Source organism: Nonomuraea sp. 3-1Str (genome assembly GCF_031570565.1).
In the GTDB taxonomy this organism is placed as follows: Bacteria; Actinomycetota; Actinomycetes; order Streptosporangiales; family Streptosporangiaceae; genus Nonomuraea.
The window spans coordinates 369,980-390,623 of the sequence record NZ_JALHBK010000002.1 but is presented as its reverse complement, the minus strand read 5'-3'; the positions used below and the strand labels follow the sequence as shown (position 1 = coordinate 390,623).

At 73.4% G+C, this 20,644-nt stretch carries 20 protein-coding genes; 2 read left to right on the top strand and 18 right to left on the bottom strand.

Annotated features, from left to right (window positions below; translation table 11 throughout):
• Window positions 1-2 precede the first annotated feature (2 nt).
• The 10 genes from MTP10_RS05595 to MTP10_RS05550 form a co-directional block, all read right to left on the bottom strand.
• Window positions 3-665: an alkylhydroperoxidase domain protein gene (locus MTP10_RS05595; RefSeq protein WP_310707909.1), complete on the bottom strand. Its 663-nt coding sequence runs from the start codon at window positions 663-665 to the stop codon at window positions 3-5.
• On the bottom strand, window positions 662-1,345 hold the full coding sequence (locus tag MTP10_RS05590; protein ID WP_310707908.1) for a CMD domain protein: 684 nt from the start codon (window positions 1,343-1,345) through the stop codon (window positions 662-664). Before MTP10_RS05590 ends, MTP10_RS05595 begins: the two co-directional genes overlap by 4 nt.
• Window positions 1,346-1,352: 7 nt before the next feature.
• Window positions 1,353-2,429 (bottom strand): putative FMN-dependent luciferase-like monooxygenase, encoded by a 1,077-nt coding sequence (locus tag MTP10_RS05585; protein WP_310707907.1) that lies wholly within the window; start codon window positions 2,427-2,429, stop codon window positions 1,353-1,355.
• Entirely contained in the window at window positions 2,426-4,039 is a 1,614-nt protein-coding gene (locus MTP10_RS05580; RefSeq protein WP_310707906.1) for an ABC transporter ATP-binding protein, read from the bottom strand. Before MTP10_RS05580 ends, MTP10_RS05585 begins: the two co-directional genes overlap by 4 nt.
• On the bottom strand, window positions 4,036-4,824 hold the full coding sequence (locus MTP10_RS05575; protein WP_310707905.1) for an ABC transporter permease: 789 nt from the start codon (window positions 4,822-4,824) through the stop codon (window positions 4,036-4,038). Before MTP10_RS05575 ends, MTP10_RS05580 begins: the two co-directional genes overlap by 4 nt.
• Window positions 4,821-5,759 (bottom strand): ABC transporter permease, encoded by a 939-nt coding sequence (locus tag MTP10_RS05570; RefSeq protein WP_310707904.1) that lies wholly within the window; start codon window positions 5,757-5,759, stop codon window positions 4,821-4,823. The genes MTP10_RS05575 and MTP10_RS05570 overlap by 4 nt, the downstream gene beginning before the upstream one ends.
• Window positions 5,756-7,384, bottom strand: a complete 1,629-nt coding sequence (locus MTP10_RS05565) for a TIGR04028 family ABC transporter substrate-binding protein (RefSeq protein WP_310707903.1) — start codon at window positions 7,382-7,384, stop codon at window positions 5,756-5,758. Before MTP10_RS05565 ends, MTP10_RS05570 begins: the two co-directional genes overlap by 4 nt.
• A gap of 139 nt (window positions 7,385-7,523) precedes the next feature.
• Complete coding sequence (locus MTP10_RS05560; protein ID WP_310707902.1) at window positions 7,524-7,661, bottom strand: hypothetical protein; 138 nt, start codon at window positions 7,659-7,661, stop codon at window positions 7,524-7,526.
• A gap of 65 nt (window positions 7,662-7,726) precedes the next feature.
• Entirely contained in the window at window positions 7,727-8,710 is a 984-nt protein-coding gene (locus MTP10_RS05555) for a glutathione S-transferase C-terminal domain-containing protein (protein WP_310707901.1), read from the bottom strand.
• Between the two features lie 76 nt (window positions 8,711-8,786).
• Complete coding sequence (locus MTP10_RS05550) at window positions 8,787-10,127, bottom strand: lanthionine synthetase LanC family protein (protein ID WP_310707900.1); 1,341 nt, start codon at window positions 10,125-10,127, stop codon at window positions 8,787-8,789.
• A 73-nt stretch (window positions 10,128-10,200) separates the two neighbouring features.
• Here MTP10_RS05550 and MTP10_RS05545 point away from each other — a divergent pair, with 73 nt between their 5' ends.
• Window positions 10,201-11,178, top strand: coding sequence for a sulfotransferase (locus tag MTP10_RS05545; RefSeq protein WP_310707899.1), 978 nt, complete (start codon window positions 10,201-10,203; stop codon window positions 11,176-11,178).
• 72 nt (window positions 11,179-11,250) lie between these two features.
• Here MTP10_RS05545 and MTP10_RS05540 read toward each other — a convergent pair whose 3' ends face one another.
• The 8 genes from MTP10_RS05540 to MTP10_RS05505 form a co-directional block, all read right to left on the bottom strand.
• Window positions 11,251-12,171: a hypothetical protein gene (locus MTP10_RS05540; RefSeq protein WP_310707898.1), complete on the bottom strand. Its 921-nt coding sequence runs from the start codon at window positions 12,169-12,171 to the stop codon at window positions 11,251-11,253.
• Between the two features lie 286 nt (window positions 12,172-12,457).
• Complete coding sequence (locus tag MTP10_RS05535) at window positions 12,458-15,121, bottom strand: fumarate reductase/succinate dehydrogenase flavoprotein subunit (RefSeq protein WP_310707897.1); 2,664 nt, start codon at window positions 15,119-15,121, stop codon at window positions 12,458-12,460.
• A complete protein-coding gene (locus MTP10_RS05530) occupies window positions 15,122-15,958 on the bottom strand; it encodes an ATP-binding cassette domain-containing protein (RefSeq protein ID WP_310707896.1) in 837 nt (278 codons plus the stop codon).
• On the bottom strand, window positions 15,955-16,851 hold the full coding sequence (locus tag MTP10_RS05525; RefSeq protein WP_310707895.1) for an ABC transporter permease: 897 nt from the start codon (window positions 16,849-16,851) through the stop codon (window positions 15,955-15,957). Before MTP10_RS05525 ends, MTP10_RS05530 begins: the two co-directional genes overlap by 4 nt.
• On the bottom strand, window positions 16,851-18,260 hold the full coding sequence (locus MTP10_RS05520; RefSeq protein WP_310707894.1) for an ABC transporter substrate-binding protein: 1,410 nt from the start codon (window positions 18,258-18,260) through the stop codon (window positions 16,851-16,853). The genes MTP10_RS05525 and MTP10_RS05520 overlap by 1 nt, the downstream gene beginning before the upstream one ends.
• Window positions 18,261-18,271: 11 nt before the next feature.
• Window positions 18,272-18,499 (bottom strand): 4Fe-4S dicluster domain-containing protein, encoded by a 228-nt coding sequence (locus MTP10_RS05515; protein WP_310707893.1) that lies wholly within the window; start codon window positions 18,497-18,499, stop codon window positions 18,272-18,274.
• A 5-nt stretch (window positions 18,500-18,504) separates the two neighbouring features.
• Complete coding sequence (locus MTP10_RS05510; RefSeq protein ID WP_310707892.1) at window positions 18,505-19,320, bottom strand: GntR family transcriptional regulator; 816 nt, start codon at window positions 19,318-19,320, stop codon at window positions 18,505-18,507.
• A gap of 164 nt (window positions 19,321-19,484) precedes the next feature.
• Window positions 19,485-20,087 (bottom strand): DUF305 domain-containing protein, encoded by a 603-nt coding sequence (locus MTP10_RS05505; RefSeq protein ID WP_310707891.1) that lies wholly within the window; start codon window positions 20,085-20,087, stop codon window positions 19,485-19,487.
• A gap of 98 nt (window positions 20,088-20,185) precedes the next feature.
• Between MTP10_RS05505 and aroQ the strand changes: the two genes are divergently transcribed.
• Entirely contained in the window at window positions 20,186-20,638 is a 453-nt protein-coding gene (gene aroQ / locus MTP10_RS05500) for a type II 3-dehydroquinate dehydratase (RefSeq protein WP_310707890.1), read from the top strand.
• The last annotated feature ends 6 nt before the right edge of the window (window positions 20,639-20,644 follow it).

The window sequence follows — 20,644 nt, the reverse complement described above, 5'->3', positions numbered from 1 at the left end:
ACCTACTCCTTGTTCGAGCTGTTGGAGCCGTTCGAGCCGTTCGGACCGCTTGGGCCTTTCGAGCCGTTCGGGCCGTTCGGGCCGGTCGGCGCGGGTGGGGCGGTCGGCTCGCCGAGGGACAGCATGAGCCGGTTGGCCCAGTTGAAGAACGCCGCCGCGTGCAGCACGTCGCTGATCGCCAGGTCGTCCAGACCGGCGGCGCGCAACGCGTCGAGGTGCCCGCCGGTGAGCGCCGACGGGGTGGCGGCGAGCGCCACGGACGCGTCCACGACCGCCCGCCACACCCGGTCCTGCTCCGCCCCGACCCCCTCGTCCAGCAGCCGCTCGACGTCGTCGGGCCGCTTGGACCAGTGGGCGGCGAAGCGGGCGTGCACGGAGGCGCAGAAGACGCAGCCGTTGTGGCGCGAGGTCGCGGTGGCCGCCAGCTCCCGCTCGGCGCGCGGCAGTCCGCCGTCGGCGTTGTGGAAGATGTCGAGGTCGGTCTTGGTGCGCGCGTGCAGGACGGCGGGGTCGCGGGCGAGCAGGCGGAAGTACGGCGAGTCGACGCGCGCCTGGTCGATCAGCGCCTCGCGGTGGGCGTCGGTCAGCTCGGCCTCGGCGAGCGGCTCCAGCCACGGCTCCCAGCCGAGCCGGTCCGTGGTGAAGGCGAGTGGTGCGGCGGTCAAGGACGGGCCTCCTGGTACTCGTGCGAGGTCTGCGTGGTGGCGCCGAGCAGGCGCAGGCCGGTGGCGACCCGGATCTGGAAGGTCAGGAACGAGACGAGCTGCGAGAGGGTCACGATCCCGGTCGTGCTCCAGCCCGCGCGGGCCAGCGCCCGCAGCGCCTCCCTGTCCGCCTCGCGCGGCCGGAACACGAGGAGGTGCGCGTGCTCAAGAGCGGCGGCGAGCCGCTCACCGAGCGCGGTGCGGTCGCCGACCCGGTGGACGGGGCCGGGGACGCTCTCGCCCGCCAGCGGGCCCTCGGGGTAGATGCCGTACGGTCCGGTGGTGGTGGCTGCCTCGACCTCGGCCGCCACGGCCGCCGCCAGCTCGGGGGCGTCGGCCGCGAGCAGCCCGGCGTAGTGCTCGACCGCCGGGGCGTCCTGGTGCAGCCCCGCGACGAACGCCGCCACCGCGTGCCGCTCCACCCGGCTCACCTCCCCCGTGCCGGTGTCCGGGGCTGAGGCTGAGGCCGGGGCCGGGGCCGAGACTGGGGCGGGAGCCGAGACTGGGGCCGGGGACTCGGGGAAGAGGGCGAGGTAGCCGCGCTGGGCGTGGTCGCGGGCGTCCGGGCGGCGGCGCCGGAGCCGGTCGAGCGGGGAGCCGGGCTCGATGCCCGCCAGCCGGTCGATGATGTCGGTGCTCATGGCGTACTCAGTTCCTTCGGTGAAGGGACGGGGACGGGGACGTGTTCGCCGGTGAGAGCCCGTCCGGGGAGGGGGGCGCCCAGCCGAGGGCGGGCGCGACCTCGGTCGCGAGCAGCTCGATGGAGCGCAGGATGCGCGGGTGCGGCGGATCGACGGAGTGGACCTGGAAGACCAGGTCGGTGACCCGGTCGAGCGTGGGATCGGCGCGCAGGCTCGCGATCACGTCGTCGGGCGTGCCCACGTGGACGTCGAACGCCGCGATGAGCCGCTCGATCCCGCCGTCCGCCGGCACGGGGAAGCCGCTCAGCTCGAAGTGCCGTACGGCCCGCGCCAGGCCCGTCTCCGCGTACCGCAGCGCCTCCTCCCGCGTGTCGGCCACGAACGCCGTGCGGGAGGCCATGATCCTGGGTGCCGCCCCGGCCGGCAGGTGCTCGTAGTAGGCGTCCACGATGGGCCGCTGGATCTCGGCCAGCGTCAGGCCGGGCGCGTCCTTGGGCCGCGGCTGCGTGCGCGACAGCATGAGCCCGTTGCCCGCCCGCCCGGCCCGCTCGCCCCCGCCGACCGAGAACGTGGCCTCCCACACGGCCCCGAGCAGCCGGGGGGCCGCCGGGTAGAGCCGATTGCCGCCGCCGAGGTCGCCGCCCGACCAGGCGTTGACCAGCACGGCGAGGTGTTCGGCGTACAGGGCGGCGCGTTCGGCGCTCTCGCGGCCGAAGGCGGCGAACGACGACGGAGTGCCGCCGCTGCCCACGCCCACCTCCAGCCGCCCGCCGGAGAGCTGGTCGAGCACGGCGGTGTCCTCGGCCACGCGTACCGGGTGCTCCAGGGGCAGCGTGATGATGCCGGTGCCGAGCCGGATGCGGCTGGTCTTGGCTGCGACGTGGGCCAGGAGGACGAGCGGGGCGGGCAGGCCGCCCTCGGTCGCGCTGAAGTGGTGCTGCGCGACCCACGCCGTGTCGAAGCCGTGGCGCTCCGCGTGCGCGATCTGCTCGGCGGCCAGGCGGTAGCGCTCGGCGGGCGGCGCGTCGTCGAGGAGGCGGGTGAAGAATCCGAGCCGGCGGCCGGTGACCGGGTGCTCTGTCATCGGGCCGCCTCCTGGGCGGCCGTGCCCGGCACGGCGGCCAGCAGCGCGCGGGTGTAGGCGTGGCTCGGGTTCTCGAAGAGCCGCCGGGTCGTTCCGGTTTCCACGATGCGTCCTTTGCTCATGACGGAGACGGTGTGCGAGATCTGCCGCACCACCGCCAGGTCGTGCGAGATGAACAGGTAGGTGAGTCCGAGGTCGCGTTGCAGGTCGCCGAGCAGGTCGAGGATCTGCGCCTGGACGCTGACGTCCAGGGCCGAGACCGCCTCGTCGAGCACCACCACCTGGGGGTCCGGCGCGAGCGCGCGGGCGATGGCGACGCGCTGGCGCTGCCCGCCGGACAGCTCCCCGGCCCGGCGGCCGAGCACGTCGGCGGGCAGCGCGACCCGGTCGAGCAGGTCGCGCACCCGGTCGCGGCGGGCCCGCCGGTCGCCGAGGCCGAAGTTGCGCAGCGGCTCCTCGACGATGTCGGCGATGCTCTGCCGGGGGTCGAGCGAGCCGTACGGGTTCTGGTAGACGAGCTGGACGTCCCGGCGCAGCGCCCGCAGCCGCGCGCCGCGCAGCCCGGCCGTCTCGACGCCGCCGATGGCCACCGAGCCGGAGGTGGGCTCGGCCAGCCGCATGACCATGCGGGCGGTGGTGGTCTTGCCCGAACCGGACTCGCCGACCAGTGCGTGCGTGGTGCCCCGCGGCACCTCGAAGGAGACCTCGTCCACGGCGCGGAACGGCCGCCCGCCGGAGCGGAACTCCTTGACCAGGTCGCGCACCACGATGGCCGGCTCGCGCGGCCCGTCCGCGACGAGGAAATCCGGTGCTCTCAGCGCCGGCGCGTCCCGCAGCGGCCGGGCCGTGTACGCGGCCCGGGGCGCCCCGAGCACGGTGCGGGTGGCGCCCCGCTCCTCGATCCGCCCGTCCTTCATCACGACCAGCCGGTCGGAGCGGTCCATGGCCACGCCCAGGTCGTGGGTGACGAGCAGCACCGCCGTGCCCGACTCGGCGCGCAGGTCGTCGATCAGGTCGAGGATGCGCCGCTGCACGGTCACGTCCAGGGCGCTGGTGGGCTCGTCGGCGATGATGAGCCGGGGTTCGAGCGCCACGGCGATGGCGATCAGCACCCGCTGCCGCATGCCGCCCGACAGCTCGTGCGGGTACTGCCGGGCGCGCACCTCCGGATCGGGCAGCCCGACCCGCTCCAGCAGCTCGACGACCCGGCGGGCGATCGTGCGCCGGTCGCCGCGCCGGTGGATGCGCAGCGCCTCGCCGATCTGGGCGCCGACGGGCTTGACCGGGTTGAGGGAGTTGGCCGGGTCCTGCGGCACCAGGCCGATCTGGGCGCCGCGCACCGCCTGGAGGCGGCGCTGCGACCAGCCGGCGATGTCGGTGCCGCCGAGCAGGATGCCGCCGCTCTCCACCCGCCCGTTCGGCGGGAGCAGGCCGATGACGGCCTGGGCCGTGGTGGTCTTGCCCGAGCCCGACTCCCCGACGACGGCGACCACCTCGCCGGGGTCCACGGTGAACGACACCCCGCGGACCGCCGGGCGGGGCTGTGCCCGTCCCCGGCGTCCCTTCCGCGTGTACGACACGGTGAGGTCGCGGACCTCCAGCAGGCTCATCCGCTCTCCCTCCCGATGGACCGGCTGATCCGGCTGGCCGCGAGCACGACCGCCACCACCACCGTTCCCGGCAGTGTGGTGAGCCACCACGCCGTGGCCAGGTAGTTGCGCCCCTCGGCGATGAGCAGTCCCCACTCCGGCGTGGGGGGCTCCGCGCCGTACCCGAGGAACCCGAGCGTGGAGATGGCCAGGATCGCGACGCCGAACTGGAGGGCGGCCAGCGCGACGACCGGGACGAGCGAGTTGGGCAGCACGTGCCGCCACAGCACCGCGAGGAACCGGCCGCCGCTGCCGAACGCCGCCTCCACGTAGTCGGTACGCCGTACCCGCACCACCTCCGAGCGCGCCAGGCGGGCGAACGAGGCGACGGATCCCACTCCCACGGCGATCGCCACGTTGACCGTGCCGGGCCCGAGCAGGATGATCACCGTGAGCGCGAGGAGCAGCCCCGGCACGGAGAGCAGCACGTCCACGACCCGCATGACGACCTCGTCCAGCGCCCCGCCGGCCGAGCCGGCGAGCAGGCCGAGCAGCGTGCCGAGCACCAGGCCGACCGCGACGGCGACGAACGCGCCGGACAGCGAGTGGACGGCGCCGTGCACCACCCGGGCGAACACGTCACGGCCCACGGCGTCGGTGCCGAACAGGTGGCCGGGGCCGGGTGCGGTCAGCTTCTCCGCCGGGACCCCGGCGATCGGGTCGTACCCGGTGAACAGGCCGGGCGCGAGCGCCCACAGGGCGACCAGCACGACCAGCGCCCACGAAAGGATCAGGCCGGGCCTCATGCGACGGCCCTCCTCAGTCTCGGGTCGAGCACCGGGTACAGCAGGTCCACGACCAGGTTGACGAGCACGAACACCGTCGCGGCGAGCACGACGACGGCCAGCAGCACCGGCGTGTCCTGGGCGTTGACCGCCTGCTCGGTGAGCCGGCCCACGCCGTTGCGGCCGAAGACCGTCTCGGTGACCACCGACCCGGCGATGAGCTCGCCGAACGTCAGCCCCGCCACGGTGAGGGTGGGCGGGAGGGCGTTGCGCGCCACGTGCCGCCACAGGATCCACCCGGGCGAGGCCCCCTTGGCGGCGACGACGGGCACGAACGCCTGGGCCCGCACCTGGTCGAGGCTGCGCGCGAGGATCTGCGCGATGGGCGCCGAGATCGGCACGGCGAGCGTGAGCACCGGCAGCAGGAGCTGCTGCGCCTCGCTGCCGCCGATCACCGGCACCAGCCGCAGCCGGAACGAGAACACCTGGATGAGCACGATGCCGAGCCAGAACGCCGGGACCGAGATGAACAGCGACGGCACCGCCTGGAGCGCCCCCCGGATCCAGCCGAGCCGGGCGTGGCAGGAGGCGAACGCGACGGCCACGGCGATCAGCACGGCCAGCGCGAACGCCGAGCCCGCCAGCCTCGCGGTGGCCGGCAGGCCCTCGGCCAGCCGCTCGGCCACGGGCGTCCCGGTGTCGATCGAGTAGCCGAAGTCCGCCCGCAGGAAGCCGATCAGCGTGTGCAGGTAGGCGCCGGGGCCGTTCGTGCCGTAGTAGGCGCGGATCTCGGCGATCTGCTCGGGTGACAGGCCGAGCTCCGGGTTCTGGAACTTGATGAGGATCGCGTCACCGGGCAGGAGCTGGAGGAGCACATAGCCGGCGGTGAAGGCGGCCCACAGGACGAGCGCCGCCTGCCCCGCCCGCGACAGGAGGTACCTGGCGGATCCGCTCATGACTTCCAGACCGAGTAGAAGCTCGGCCGGGCCACCGCCTCGAAGGCGACGCCGTGGACGTTCGGCGCCACGCCGTACACCTGCGGCTCCTCGAACAGCGGGATGGCGTACGCCTGGTCGATCACGTAGCGCTGGATCTCGGCGACCTTGGCGTTGCGCTTGGCCACGTCGGCGAGGGCCGCCTCCTCCTCCAGCAGCCGGTCGAGCGTCTTGTCGTTCGACAGGATGACGTCGCGGTTCTTCGTGTGGAAGTGGCTCTTGATGACGTCCTGGTCGGCGCGGCCGACCATGCTGTGCGCGATGGCGGTCTTCTCCGCGTTCTTGATGTCCACGGCCTGCGTGCCGGCGTCGGCGGGCCGGATCTCCAGCTTCACGCCGAGCTTGGCCCACTGCTGGCCGACGAGCTCGAGGGTCTGCTTCGACAGCGGCTGGGGGCCGGAGACGAAGACGCCGAGCTGGAGCTTCCTGCCGTCCTTCTCGCGGACGCCGTCGGCGCCCTTCGCCCAGCCGGCCTCGTCGAGCAGCTTCGCCGCGGCGTCGGGGTCGTAGGCCAGCTCCTTGGACAGGTCGACGTAGCCCTGCGCGAGGTGGCTGAGGACCGACGTCGCGACCGGATAGCTCGCGGTGAAGAGGGTGTCGACGACCTCCTTGGCGTTCGTGCCCTTCTGGAGCGCTCTCCGGACCTTGATGTCCCGCAGGATGCTGTTGGCCGGACGCAGGTAGAGGCCGTTGTTGACGCCCCGGGTGGGCTCGGCGCGGATGGTGAACCCGGCGTCCTTGACGGTCTGCTCGTCGTACGCCTGCACGTAGCGGACGTAGTCGGCCTGGCCGGAGGTGAGCGCGCCGACGCGGACGTTGTCCTCGGGCGTCACAATGATCTTGATCTGGTCGAGGTACGCGCGGCCCTGGTGGGCGCTGGACTTGGGCGCCCAGTCGTAGTCCTTGCGGGCGGCCAGGTCGATCTCCTTGTCCACGACCTGACCGGCGAGCGTGAACGGGCCGGAGCCGACGACGTTCTTGAGCTGGCACTGCTCCTCGTACGGCAGGGAGATCGTCTTCTTCGACACCAGGCCGGCGCCGATGACGGAGGTGCCCTGGAGGAAGCCGGGCGAGGGCTTGCCGAAGTGGAAGCGCACGGTCTTCCTGTCGAGGACCTCGCTGCGCTCGTAGTTGTTGACGAACTCGGCGACGGGCAGCTTGAGCGCGGGGTCGCCCTTGCCGTACACGTCGAAGTTGGCCGCGACGGCGTCGGCGTCGAGCGGCGTGCCGTCGCTGAAGGTCACGCCGTCACGCAGGTGGAAGGTGTACTGCGTGGCGTCCTTGTTCACCTCCCACGAGGTGGCGATCCACGGCTCGATCTCCAGCGTCTCCGGGTTCTGCCAGGTGAGCTTGTCGGTGAGCTGGTTGAGCACGCCGCCGTTCGGATAGAAGCCGGCCGCCGGCAGGTAGAGGCAGGTCGGCGCCTGGTGTTCGAGGTACGTCAGCGTCCCCCCGTACACCGGCTTGCCGGCCGCCGCGGCGGCGCCGGCGGCCGGGGCCCCGCCGCCGCCACAGGCGCTGAGCAGGCAGGCGGCGACGGCGGCGGCGAGGGACGCGAGGACCGGGCGGGGTGTGGACGATGACATGCGAATGCCCTTCGGGGAACAGGGGGACAGGCCGCCGGGTCCCAGCCCGGCGCCTAATCCATATTAACCTACCTGTTTTATAGGCATTAGGCACGCCCGCATGCTGAGACGGCCCTGCGTCAGGGCGTCGGGTTCGCCGCTACGGGACCCCGGGCCCCTCGTCGGGCTCGGCGTCGTCGTCGGGCAGGTCGTACCAGTGGACGTCGCCGGGGAACTCCTCCGGCTCGCCCGAGCCGTGCGCGCCGGCGGCGTCGTGGGCGGGTCTGGTCGTGGTCACGGAGGACTCCTCCAGGGGAGGCGCGCCGGTACGCCCCGGCGCGCGCAGCAAAGGGTAACAACCGATCAGGAGGCGGCCAGGCGGTCGCGGTCGTGCGGGGCGCCCCAGTCAGCCTCCACCGGCTCGACGGCGGTCCGCACGAGCCCGTCCCCTCCGGACGGGCTCGTGCGGATCGTGGCGAAGTCGGTCGTCTCCCGGAAGGCGGGCCGCTGGTAGAGGTCGCGGGCGTACCCCCACAGGGCAGGGAAGTCGGTCAGGGCCCGCTCGCTGATCCGCGCCTGCGGGTTGTGGAGGAGGTCGAACCGGGCCAGCGTCGGCCACAGCCGCACGTCCGCCTCGGTGATCCGGTCGCCGAGCAGGAACCGCCGCGTCGCCAGCCGCTCCTCCAGGCGCTCCAGCGCGGCGACCGCGCGGTGGCGCGACTCCTCGTACTCGTCCTGCGTCCCGGCGGCGGCCACCCTGCCGGGCGCGTGGTTGACCTCCTGGAGGATCTCCTCGTTGAGCGCGTCGATCTCCTCCCGCCGGTCCTCGGGGTAGAGGTCCACGGACGGGTCGGCCCACTCCCGGAACTGGGTGCCGAGGTCGAGGGTGATGTCCGGGAAGTGGTTGCTGACGATCCGGCCGGTACGCCGGTCCCAGAGCACGGGCACGGAGATGTGGCCGCGGTAGCCCGGCTCCGTGGCCTCGTATGCCTGCTCCAGCAGCGTGAAGCCGTTGACCGGGTCGGGGCCGCGGCGCTCGCGGAAGGCCCAGCCGCGGCCGTCGCGGTCGTCGTCCACGTACGACAGCGACACCACGTCCTCCAGCCCGGCCAGCTTCCGCGCGATCGCGGCGCGCTGCGCCCAAGGGCAGACCCAGGCGACGTAGAGGTGATAGCGGCCGGGCTCGGCCCGGTAGCCGCTGGAGCCGTCGGCGGTCACCCGGTCCTGGAAGGGGTAGATCGGGCGGTTCCACATCGGGGAGGTGTGCAGGCGGCCGGGGCCGTACGGGCCGTGGGTCTCAAGATCGGCCACACTGGCGTAGGCGGGCGCGTCCGTGGTCGCGGTCATCAGAGGCTCCTCACATGTAAAACCAGTAGGAACAGTCGGAAATAGGCACACGGATGGGCCTCGACACGGATGCGTGTCAGCCGGGCGGGGCCAGGGCGGTGGGCGGCAGCGGGATGGCGGGGAACGGGTTGTCGGGCAGCAGGATCACCCGGCGTGCCCGGGCGGCCTGGCCCGCGGCGTCGAGGTGGAGCAGCGCGGCGCCGATGCCGGCCGCGCCGACCATGTAACCGGTGTCCGCGCTGACCTCCTCCGGCCGCAGCCGCCGGTACGCCTGGTACCACCGGTAGCCGTGACCGTCGTGGTCGCTGGCCCGGCCGATGAGGTTGCCGGCCAGCGTGCGGGCGAAGTCCAGGTGGGCCACGCGCCCGGTCGCCGCCCACAGCCCGACGAACAGCTCGATCAGCCCGGCCGCGCCGCAGCACTGGCAGGCCACGTTCCAGTAGCCCTCGGTCTGCCGGTACGGCACGCCGCTGCTCGTGATGCCCCGCGCCAGGCGCTCCACCCAGTCGAGGTCGCCCGGGTCGCCGGCCACCTGGTGCAGCTCGTAGAACATCCGCGCCACCCCGGCCGAGCCGGAGCAGAAGCCCAGGTAGTGCAGGCCGCGGGCGTGCGGCACGTGGTGGGGCACCACCGCGGAGTCACCGCTCACGATGCTGACCTCGCGCACGAAGTCCGCCCCGCTGCGCGCCGCGCGCAGGAAGCGGTCGTCGCCGCTGACGCCGTACAGGCGGGCGAGCAGGAACGCCGTGCCGGCCGTACCGGCGAGGAAGCCCGGCGTCACCGCGTCCACCGGCAGGTCGGCGCAGTCGCCGAACAGGTGGCCCGGCACGGGCAGCCGCGCGATGCGCAGACCGGCCTCGACGGCGAACTCCTCGTAGGCCGGCACGCCCAGGTGGGCCCCGGCCCTCAGCAGGCCGAGCACGATGCCGCCGTCGCCGCGCTGCGCCGGGTCGGGCGACCAGCCGGCCTCGCCGTCGGCCGTGCGCCCCCTGCTGACGATCAGGTCGGCGATGGCCCTGGCCTCGGACTCGAAACCGGCGTCGCCGAGAGCCCAGCCGGCCTCCATGAGTGCGATCATGACGCCGGTCAGGCCATGGTAGAGAGAAAGGTCGCCCTGGTCACGCCAGGTGGCGGCCAGGCGGCGGGCTCCGGCCCGGGCGTCGTCGAGGTACGCCTCGTGGCCGGTGGCGGCGGCGAGCTCCAGGAAGAACAGCACGATGCCCGCGCCGCCGGAGTACAACGACCAGGGCTCCTCGGGGGTGGCCGCCGGCCGGCCGCGGAGATCGGGGTTCGCCCGCCAGTGCCGGCCCTGCGCGTCGTCCACCGCCGCCGACCTGATCCACCTGCCGGCCAGGATCGCGGCGGTCAGTGGGGATTCCGCGCGGGCGCTCGGTGAGCGGGTCCTGTCCAGACTCATGACTAGATTATCCCACACATTTGGTAGGAAAATAAGGATTGACGGAGCATGGAGAGAAGGAAGGACGAGGACGATGCCGCTGCCCCACTTCCTGGTGATCGGCGCCCCCAAGGCCGGCACCACGGCCCTGCACGCCGCGCTCCAGCAGCACCCCGGACTCCACCTGCCGCACGTGAAGGAGCCGAAGTTCTTCCTGACCGACGGACCGCCCCCCACCCGCGGCGGCCCCGGCGACGCGCCCACCTACCGGGAGCACGTCTGGCGCAGAGCCGACTACGAAGCCCTCTTCGCCGGCGCGCCGCCCGGCGCCCTGCTCGGGGAGGCCACCCCGTTCTACCTGTACGACCTGGACGCGCAGCGGCGCATCCATGCCCTCGTCCCGCACGCGAAGCTGATCGCCATCCTGCGCGACCCCGTCGAGCGGGCCCACTCCAACTGGACGCACCTGTGGTCGGCCGGGCTCGAACCCGTCGGCGACGTGGTGCGCGCCTGCGCCGACGAGCGCCGCCGGATCGCGGCCGGGTGGGCGCACTTCTGGCACTACGTCGGCCTCGGCCGGTACGGCGAGCAGCTCGCGCACCTCTACACCCTCTTCCCCCGCGACCAGGTCCTCGTCTTCCGTTACCGCGACCTCGTCGACCGGCCCGCCGAGACCCTCGACCGGATCACCGGCTTCCTCGGGGTCGAGCGGGGCCTGGTCACCGAGGTGCCCCGCGAGAACGTCACGGCCCACCCCGAGCAGGACGGGCGGCACCGCCTGCTGGCGGCGGCGACCCGCACGGCGCGCTTCCTGCCGCACGGGCTGGAGCGGGCGCTGAACGGCCGCCTGGAGCACCTGATCCAGCGTCGCGGCAAGTCTCGCCGGCCGCTCACCTGGGAGCAGCGGCGGGCGCTGATCCCGTACTTCGCCAAGGACGTCGAGCTGCTGCAACAGGTCACGGGGGCGGACTTCAGCGACTGGCTGCAGCCACGGGAGCGCTCCGGCGGCCTGGTGGGCGCCCGCCCGCCGGGCCAGCGACAGGCCCGCAACGGCCGCCCGAAGCAGGGCTGACCCACTCGCCGTCCCCGCCCGCGCCCCGACGACGAGGCGCGGGCTCATGCGAGGCGTGGGCCGGGGCGGCGCTCAGGCGGGGCGGAGCTCGGTGCGCAGCTCGTGGCTGCCGTCGGCGCAGGTGTACTCGTAGTACAGGCGCACCCCGCCCTCCGGCAGGTCCACCACGTCCAGGTAGCGCAGCCCGCCGCCCCCGTGCGGGGACGAGGCGGCCGGGGCGTCGCCCAGGGGCGTCAGCGCCGCCGGGTCCGTCCCGGTCGCGATCCCGGTGCGCTCCTCATAGTTCTCGGCGGCGCTCGCCCGGCCGTCGTAGAAGGCCAGCACGCCGGCCGGGGTGAAGCGCACGGCGCTCACCCGGGTGCCGCGCGAGTCCCACGTGCCGGGGCGGCCGCTCAGGGCCGTGCCCTGCCACGTCCAGGACAGGCCGTCGTCACTGGTCGCGTAGTCGGTGACCATCTGGTCGGCCTCGTCGGGGTCGGCCAGCGGGTGGCAGGAGGCCCACAGGTGCCAGGTGCCGCCCCGCCGGACGATGACCGGGTCCTTGACGCCCGTCTTGGGGTCGCCGGGCAGGACGGTGGCACGCGCGGCCGGGTCGAAGGAGCCGGGGTCGTCCGCTTCGAGGACCTCGACGCGCCAGTGCTTGGTCCCGTACGTGGCGCAGCTCAGGTAGAGGCGCCAGCGCCCGCCGGGCAGGCGGACGAGCGTGGGACGCTCCAGGGACTCGGCGTCCATCTCCGCACGCGTGATCGTCAGCAGCGGCTCGAACCGCTCGCCGTCGGTGGAGCGGGCCACGACGACGGCGTGGCCGCGCCCCTCCCCGATGGGCCGGCGCAACCGGTACGCCAGGTGGATCACTCCGTCGTGGGCGACCGCGCTGGGCGCGCCCACCCAGTGCCCGGCTCCGGACGACTCGGGCACGACCGCGGCCACCGAGCGCTCCGGGGCGGGGATCAGTGCCTCCACGGCCGGGGCGCTCCCGTCTTCGATCAGCATGGGCACGAGGGTAGGCGTCCGGACCGGGAGATTCATGAAGATTCGCCCTTCATTGGTGTCGAGATCAAGACCCCTTGACCATTCCAACAATTCCTATTGCTTTCATAGGAAATATAGCGCATGATCGAGGCCGCTGACGGGATCGGCGAACGGCGGGTGGAGGACTGGGGTGCCTCCGCCCGCCTCCCGTCCCGCGCATCCCCCGCGGGGCAACGCCGTCCTCACCGCGACGGGGCTGCGAAACCGGCCGGCCGGCGGCTTCCGCACCGAGTGCCGGAAAGCCTGATCACGGCGTCAGGGCTCGGCGGGCGTAGGCGCGGACGTCGGCGTCGGCGTCGGTGAGGGCGTCACGCAGCGCGGCGGCCACCTCGGCCCGCTCCGCCCAGCGGGTCAGCGCCAGCACGGCCGCCTTGCGCACGTCGAGGTTGGCGTCCGACAGCGCCACGATGAGCGGGGCCGCCGCCGTCTCGGGGCCCGCCGCCGCGAGGCAGCGCGCCGCGCCCACCCGCACCTCCCATGCCGGGTCGGCCAGCCCTCGTACGGCGAGGGCCTCCAGCGGCGTGCCGACCGTGCCCGACGACTCCAGCGCCGCCGCTCTGACCAGCGGGTCCGCATCCTCGGCCAGCGTCTCCAGGGCGGCCGACGGCTTGCCGACGAGCCCGATGCCCTTGGCCGCCCACACCCGCACCTCCCGGGACGGGTCGGCCACGGCGGCGGCGAGCACGTCGGTCTCGTCCAGCGACACGAGCCCCCGGACGGCCTCGATGCGCACCCGGTGGTCGGCGTCGCCCAGCCCCGCCTCGAACACCTCGCGGCCGCCGAGCCGCAGGCTCCGCAGCACGTCCAGCACCGTGGCACGCACGAGCGCGTCCGCGCCGGACAACCTCGCGGTCAGGGCCGTCCCCAGCTCGGGCGTGGCGGGCAGCACCCCGACCAGCCCCCGCAGGCGGGGGGCGGCGGCCCGCCGTACCGTGCCGTGCGCGTCACCCAGAGCGGCCACGAGGGCCGCCCCCGTGCCCGCGGGCACGGTCTCGGTGAGGGTGGCGATGGCGGCGCGCCGCACCTTGGGGTCGGGGTCGTCGAGGTACGGGGTGAGGCGCTCGACCGTGGGCTGCTCCTCCGCCAGCCGGTGCAGCTCCAGGATGCGGGGCGAGCGGCCGACCGAGGCCCGCTCGGCGCGGCCGTGCGCGGGGGCCCGCCGCACCGCCGTGGAGGTGTGCGCCCCGAGCAGCACCGGCTCGGCGGCGACCGGCTCGAACCCCTCGACCGGCACCAGGTACGGCTCCACCGGCCGCTTGACGAACTCCATGGCGCCGTCGGCCCGGCGGCGCAGGTTCAGGTGGAACAGCCACTCCCCGTCGTCGCGCCGCGGCTGGTCGGCACGCTCGTGGTAGAGGCCCCAGCGGCTCTCGGTGCGGGTGATCGAGGCGCGGGCGGCCATCTCGGCGCAGTCGCGGATGAAGTCCACCTCGGCGCAGCGCATCAGCTCGTGCGGGGTGCGCGCGCCCATCGCGGCGATCTCGCCGCGCATCCGCTCGAACGACTCCAGGGCGATCTCCAGCTTCGCGCCGGTCTTTGGCGGGGCGACGTAGTCGTTGACGAAGCGGCGCAGCTTGTACTCCACCTGGGCGTGCGGCGGGCCGTCGGGGTTGCGCAGCGGGCGGTAGACCAGCTCGTGCGCGGCGGCCACCTGGTCCTCGGGCGGCGCACCGCCGGGGGCGGCCCGGTGCTCGGTGGCGTGGGCGCCGGCCAGGTCGCCGAAGACGAACGCGCCGATCATGTAGTTGTGCGGCACGCACGCCAGGTCGCCCACCGCGTACAGGCCGGGCACGGTCGTCGCACCGTGCTCGTCCACCCACACGCCCGACGCGGAGTGCCCGCCGCAGAGCCCGATCTCGGAGATGTGCATCTCCACGTCGTGCGTGCGGTAGTCGTGGCCGCGCCCCGCGTGGAACGTGCCACGGGTGGGCCGCTCGGTCGAGTGCAGGATGCCCTCCACCGCCGCGATCGTCTCCTCGGGCAGGTGCGTGAGCTTGAGGTAGATGGGGCCGCGCGCGGAGGCGATCTCGGCGGCCACCTCGGACATCATCTGCCCCGACCAGTAGTCGGAGTCGACGAACCGCTCGCCGCGGTTGTTGACCTGGTAGCCGCCGAACGGGTTGGCCACGTACGCGCAGGCCGGGCCGTTGTAGTCCTTGATCAGCGGGTTGATCTGGAAGCACTCGATGCCGCTCAGCTCGGCGCCCGCGTGGTAGGCCATGGCGTAGCCGTCGCCGGCGTTCGTCGGGTTCTCGTACGTCCCGTACAGGTAGCCGCTGGCGGGCAGCCCGAGCCTGCCGCACGCGCCGGTGGCGAGGATGACCGCCCCGGCCGACACCGTGACGAACCGCCCGGAACGGGTGTCGAACCCGGCGATCCCCACGGCCCGGCCGCCCTCGGTGAGCACCCTCACGGGCATGACCCGGTTCTCGATGCGCACCCGCTCGCGCAGGTCGCGGTGGCGCAGCACCCGGTAGAGGACCTTCTTGACGTCCTTGCCCTCGGGCATGGGCAGCACGTAGCTGCCCGAGCGGTGCACCTTGCGCACCGCGTACTCGCCGTGCTCGTCCTTCTCGAACTTCACGCCGTACCGTTCGAGGCGGCGCACCATGGCGTGGCCCCGGGTGGCGGTCTGGTAGATCGTCTTCTGGTTGACGACGCCGTCGTTGGCCCGGGTGATCTCGGCGACGTAGTCCTCCGGCGTGGCCTTGCCGGGGATGACCGCGTTGTTGACGCCGTCCATGCCCATGGCCAGGGCGCCGCTGTGCCGTACGTGCGCCTTCTCCAGCAGCAGCACGCGGGCGCCGCGCTCGGCGGCGGTGATCGCGGCCATCGTGCCGGCGGTGCCGCCGCCGACGACCAGCACCTCGCACTCCAGGTGCAGGCGGTCCTCGATCGCGGGGACGTCCATCTACAGCTCCTCCAGGATCCTGGCGCGCAGCGCGCCGCGGTCGGCGGCGGGCTCGCGCGGCGTGGGCACGTCGATCAGCGAGCGGACGCCGCCCCGCCCGAGCACCACGACGCGGTCGGCGAGCAGCAGCGCCTCGTCCACGTCGTGGGTGACGAAGACGACGGTGGCCCGGGTGTCGCGCAGCACGTCCAGCAGGAGGCGCTGCATCCCGGCGCGGGTCTGGGCGTCGAGCGCGCCGAACGGCTCGTCCATCAGGACGGCGCGCGGCGCGGCGACCAGGGCGCGGGCGAGCTGAACGCGCTGGCGCATCCCGCCGGACAGCTCACGCGGCAGCCGCTCCTCGAACCCGGCCAGGCCGACCCGCGCAAGCCACCGGTCGGCGGCGGGGCGGCGCTCGCGCCGGGGCACCCCGCGCAGCCGCAGCGGCAGCTCGACGTTGCGCCGCACGCTGCGCCACGGGAGCAGCGCGTCGTCCTGGAACACCATGGCCCGGTGGTGGGCATCACGGTGGTGGGCATCACGGTGGTGGGCATCACGGTGGTCGGCGTCACGGTGGTCGGCGTCACGGTGGCCGGCGTCTCCGTGGCCGGTCGACGCGGCGTCACCTGCGACGATCTTCCCGTCGTACGGCCTGAGCAGCCCGGCCAGTGCCCGCAGCAGCGTGGACTTGCCCGACCCGGACGCTCCCACGATGACGAGCACCTCGCCGGGCCGCACCTCCAGGTCCACATCACGCAGCACCAGGCCGCCGCCGTATCCCAGGGACAACCCGTCGAGCGTGAACCCGAGCCCTACCTGGACGATCTCCCCTGCGGTCTCCGCTGTCGTCGCGCTCATGCGCCGCTCCCTTCCGCGCGGGGCAGCCAGCGGGTGACCCGCCGGCCGACCAGCTCGACCCCCGCCGAGGTGAGCCAGCCCAGCAGCCCGATGGTGATCATGCCGACGATCACGGCCGGGTAGTCGACGATCGTGTACGAGCTCCACGTCCGGTAGCCGACGCCGAACTCGCCGGAGATCATCTCGGCCGAGATGACGCAGATCCACGCCACGCCCATGCCGACCGACAGCCCGCCGAACACCCCGGGCAGGATGCCGGGCAGCACCACGTGCCACAGCACGTGCCGCCGCCCGCCGCCGAGGGTCCTGACCGCGTCCTCCCACAGCGTCGGCAGCGCCCGCGCGGCGTGCCGGGTGCTCACCATGATCGGGAAGAAGGCGGCGGCGAACGTGATGAACACGATCCCCTGCTCATCCGCCGGGAAGAGCAGGATCGCCACGGGCACCAGCGCGATGGCCGGGATCGGCCGCACCGCTTCGAGCAGCGGCAGCAGCACGTACCCGCTCCGCCGGGACCTGGCCACCACGATCCCCACGGCGACGCCCGCCACGGCGGCGAGCCCGAACCCGGTGAGGATCCTGACCAGGCTCTGCAGCAGGTCCAGGTAGTAGAGCTGGGTGGTGAGCTGGCGGGCGGCCTGCCGGCCGATCTCGACCAGCGTGGGCAGCCGGTCGAACCGCAGCCACAGCCGCACGTCGTTGGCGGTGAGGACCTGCCACAGAGCGGCGGCGGCCAGCAGCGACGCCGCCCTGACGGCCCACGCCGCCCCGCGCCGCCCGCGCCGCTCACGCGGAGCCGCCGCCCCACCGCTCACGCCCGCCGACACGGGACCGGTCGACAGGGGCTCGGAGGGGGTCACCGGCTGGGTCTTGAGGTCGGTCTCGGCACTCATCAGGCGTCACCCCCGCCCTTGGCCGCCTGGACCGCCTGCTCGTACGTGACCGGCTCGGCCTTCGGGTGGCGCTCGCGGTAGGCGTCCGCGCCGTCCTGGGTGGTGAAGGGCAGCAGCCGGGCCTTCTCAAGGGCGGTACGGTCGCGCAGCCAGATCGACTTGTCGGCGAACCACCGGGTCCCGGTCGTGGTGTCCGGCACGTAGGCGGCCCGCACGGCGCCCTTGGCCGTCGCGATCTGGCGCAGCAGGCACGTCGGCGTCTCCGCCGGGTGGGTCGCGCTCTCCCCTGCCAGCCAGAGCTCCGAGGCGGTGGCGGGGTCGGACACGGTCCCGCCGCAGGCGGCGTCGGTGCCGGTGACGCGGGCCTGGTTCACCGTCGAGGCCCGGTCGGAGTCGTACGACGGCCCGTACGCCTCACGCAGGTAGCGGTCGTCGACGAAGGAGGAGACGTTCACGCCCCCGAAGTCGGGGCTGATCCGCTTGAGGTAGGCCACGTCGTGCTCGTGCGCGGCCTGGAGCGGCTGCTTGAGCGTGACGTCGAAGGTGGAGATGCCGCCCGGGCCGTTGTAGAGGTAGACGACCTCGGGCGGCAGCCCCGTGACCTTCGCGACCGACTCGGCGGCGGCCAGGGGGTGCTCGTGCAGGTAGCGGGTGGCGTCGATCTGCGCCTGGAGGAACGCCTTCACCACGTCGGGGTGCTCCTTGGCGTACGCCTGGCGCAGCACGACGCCGTGGAAGGTCGGCACGTCGAGCGCCGAGCCGTCGTAGACCAGCCGGCCCTTGCCCTGGAAGACCAGCAGCCCCGGCCAGGCGACGAACTGGGCGTACCCCTGCACACCGCCCGATTCGAGCTGGGCGGCGCCGACGGCCGGTTGGTGGTTGACCACCTCGACGTCCTTGGCGGGGTCGAGGCCGGCCTTCTCCAGCGCCTGGACCAGCGTGCCGTGGCCGGCGGAGCCGACGCTGGCGGAGATCTTCGCGCCCTTCAGGTCGGTCAGCGTCCTCGCCTTCGACCCGGGCGGCACGACCACCATGTTGAGGCCGCCGCGCAGGTTGTAGCCGGTGACGGAGACCAGCTCGGTGCGGGCCGTCTCGACGGCCTGGGTGCGGGAGGCGTTGATGAGCAGCGGGTAGTCGCCCATCGAGCCTATGTCGATCTTTCCGGCGACCATCTTGGCGGTGATGGGGGCGCCGGTGTCGTAGTCCTGCCACTCGACCGTGTAGCGGTCGCCGAGCCGCTTCTCCAGGTAGCCGAGCGAGCGCAGCAGCGTCCCGGCGGTCACCGTGTTGATGGTCTTGGACTGGTAGCCGACGACGACCTTGACCTTCCCGTCGCCGCCGCCCGCCGCCTGGGACACCGAGCAGCCGGCCAGGGCGAGCACCAGCGCGGCGGCCAGAGCCTTGCGCATGTCGGGTCCCTTCATCGCAGCAGGTAGGGGATGTCGATGGTGATGGCGTCCACGGGGCAGCGAGCGGCGCAGGGGCCGCAGTACCAGCACTCGTCCACGTGCATGTACGCCTTGCCGGTCTCGTCGCTGATCGCGAGCGAGTCGAGCGGGCACGCCTCGACGCAGAGCGTGCAGCCGTCGATGCAGAGCGCCTCGTCGACGGTCACGGGGACCTCGACCCGCTGGTTGACCAGGGCCATGCCTGTCACTCCTCGCCTGATGGGATGCCCGATGGGATGCCCGGGAGGGCGCCTGGGGGGACGCCCGGGGGGATGGGGTGCTCGCGGCGCAGATGGCCGCGCATGGTCAGCCGGTCGCCCCGGAACCGGACGAACTCCAGGTCCACCGGGCGGCCGTCGGACAGGTGGGTGAGCCGCTCCACCATGAGCAGGGCGGCCCCGCGCGGGGCGCCGAGGGCGGCGGCGGTGTGGGTGTCGGCGTTGACCGCCTCGACGGTCAGCTCCGCCATGCCGAGGGGCTGCCCGGCGACCTGTTCGAGCAGCACGAAGATGTCGTTGTGGACGAGGTCGGCGTCGAACAGCGGCTCGCCCACGTCCCGTACGAGGTAGGTCAGGTCGAGGGAGAGCGGCAGGCCGTTGAGGCTGCGCAGCCGCTCCAGGTAGACGACCTGCTCGCCGGGCGGCAGGCCGAGCCGGTGGCTGACGGGGGCGGGCGGCTCGATGAGACTCATCGTGCGGACCGCGTTGGTCACCTCGCCGTGCTCGTGCAGGGTCTCGGCCAGGCCGAGGAGCTGGTGCAGGCCGTGCGGGTACTTCTCGGCCGCGACGGTCGTGCCCACGCCGGGGCAGCGCTCGACCAGGCCCTCCTCGCGCAGCAGGTCCAGGGCCTCGCGCACGGTGTTGCGCGAGATGCCGAACTCGCGGGCCAGCACCCCTTCCAGGGGGAGCCGGCCGCGTGGCAGGTTGCCGTGCACGATCTGCCGGCGCAGCAGGTCGGCCACCTGCCTGGCGCGGTCGGCGCGGCGTCGTCGGGTGTCGGGTGCGGCCACCGGCCGGTCCATGCCTCTCCTCCCGGCTCGCTCCTCATTTCCCGTTTAACCTATCAATCAGGTAGGGAAGATGGGATAACAGCCGGATTGCGCCACCTCACAGGTGGCGGGCATGGTGCTGACCTGCGGCTCGGTCGAGCGGGCGGCAAGATCTGCCACCCCCGCGACCCTTCCGGTCAGGCGAGGTGCTGCCTGAGGGCGGCGACCTCCTCGCGCTGCTCCTCGACGAGCCTGCGAGCGAGCTTGACCGTGGGCGCGTGCTTGCCGAGGGCCTGTGCCACCTCGGCCATCTTCACGCCGGCGTCCAAGTGGTCGGCCAGCGCCTTCAGCCACGCCCGGTCGAACGCGGGCCCGGACAGCTTCTTCAGCGCCGCCAGGTCGTCGGCCGACACCATCCCGGCCATGTTCGTGCCCGACTCCATACCCGGCATGTCATGACCGGCGTGGCTCTCGTCCGGCACCTCGGCCTTCCACGAGCGCAGCCACGACGTCATCTGCGTGATGTCCTTCTGCTCGGCGGCGACCAGCTTCCCGGCGAGGTCGCGCACGTACGCCGTGTCGCTGCGGTCCGGCGCCAGCGCGGCCAGCCGGATCGTCAGCCGGTGGTGCGTGATCATCTCCTGCGAGAACGAGACGTCGGCCTCCGCGTGGCCGTCCTGCGTCGCCGCCCCGGCCATCGCGGCGGGCGGGGCGGGCTGGGCCTGGGAGGCGGCTGCGCATCCGGCGACGAGCTGGACACCCAGCACGGCCAGGACGGCCACGACGCGCTTCTGGGGCATGCTCGCTCCTCGGGGATCGGTGGGTTCGGGAGTTCGGGCTCGTTCCCAGGTACGCGCCCCTCGCCCCACCGGTTCACCCCTCGGGTTAGTCTCCCGCTGTGACCTCGGTTCTGATTCTCAACGGCCCCAACCTCAACCTCCTCGGCACCCGCAGGCCGGAGATCTACGGATCGGCCACGCTCGCCGACGTGGAGGAGCTGTGCCGGCAGGAGGCCGGCAAGCTCGGCCTCGACACGGTCTTCCGGCAGTCCAACCACGAGGGGCAGCTGGTCGACTGGATCCAGGAGGCCGGCGCGGAGGTCAAGGCGGGCCGGTGCATCGGCGCCGTCCTCAACGCCGGCGCCTACACCCACACCTCGGTCGCGCTGCACGACGCCATCGAGGGCGCCGAGCTGCCCGTGGTGGAGGTGCACATCTCGAACGTCCACCGGCGCGAGGAGTTCCGGCACCACTCGTACCTGTCGCCGGTCGCGCGCGGCATCGTGGTCGGCTTCGGCGTGTACGGCTACGCCCTGGCCGTCAACGGCCTGTACCACGCGACCAGGGCGTAGGCCGCC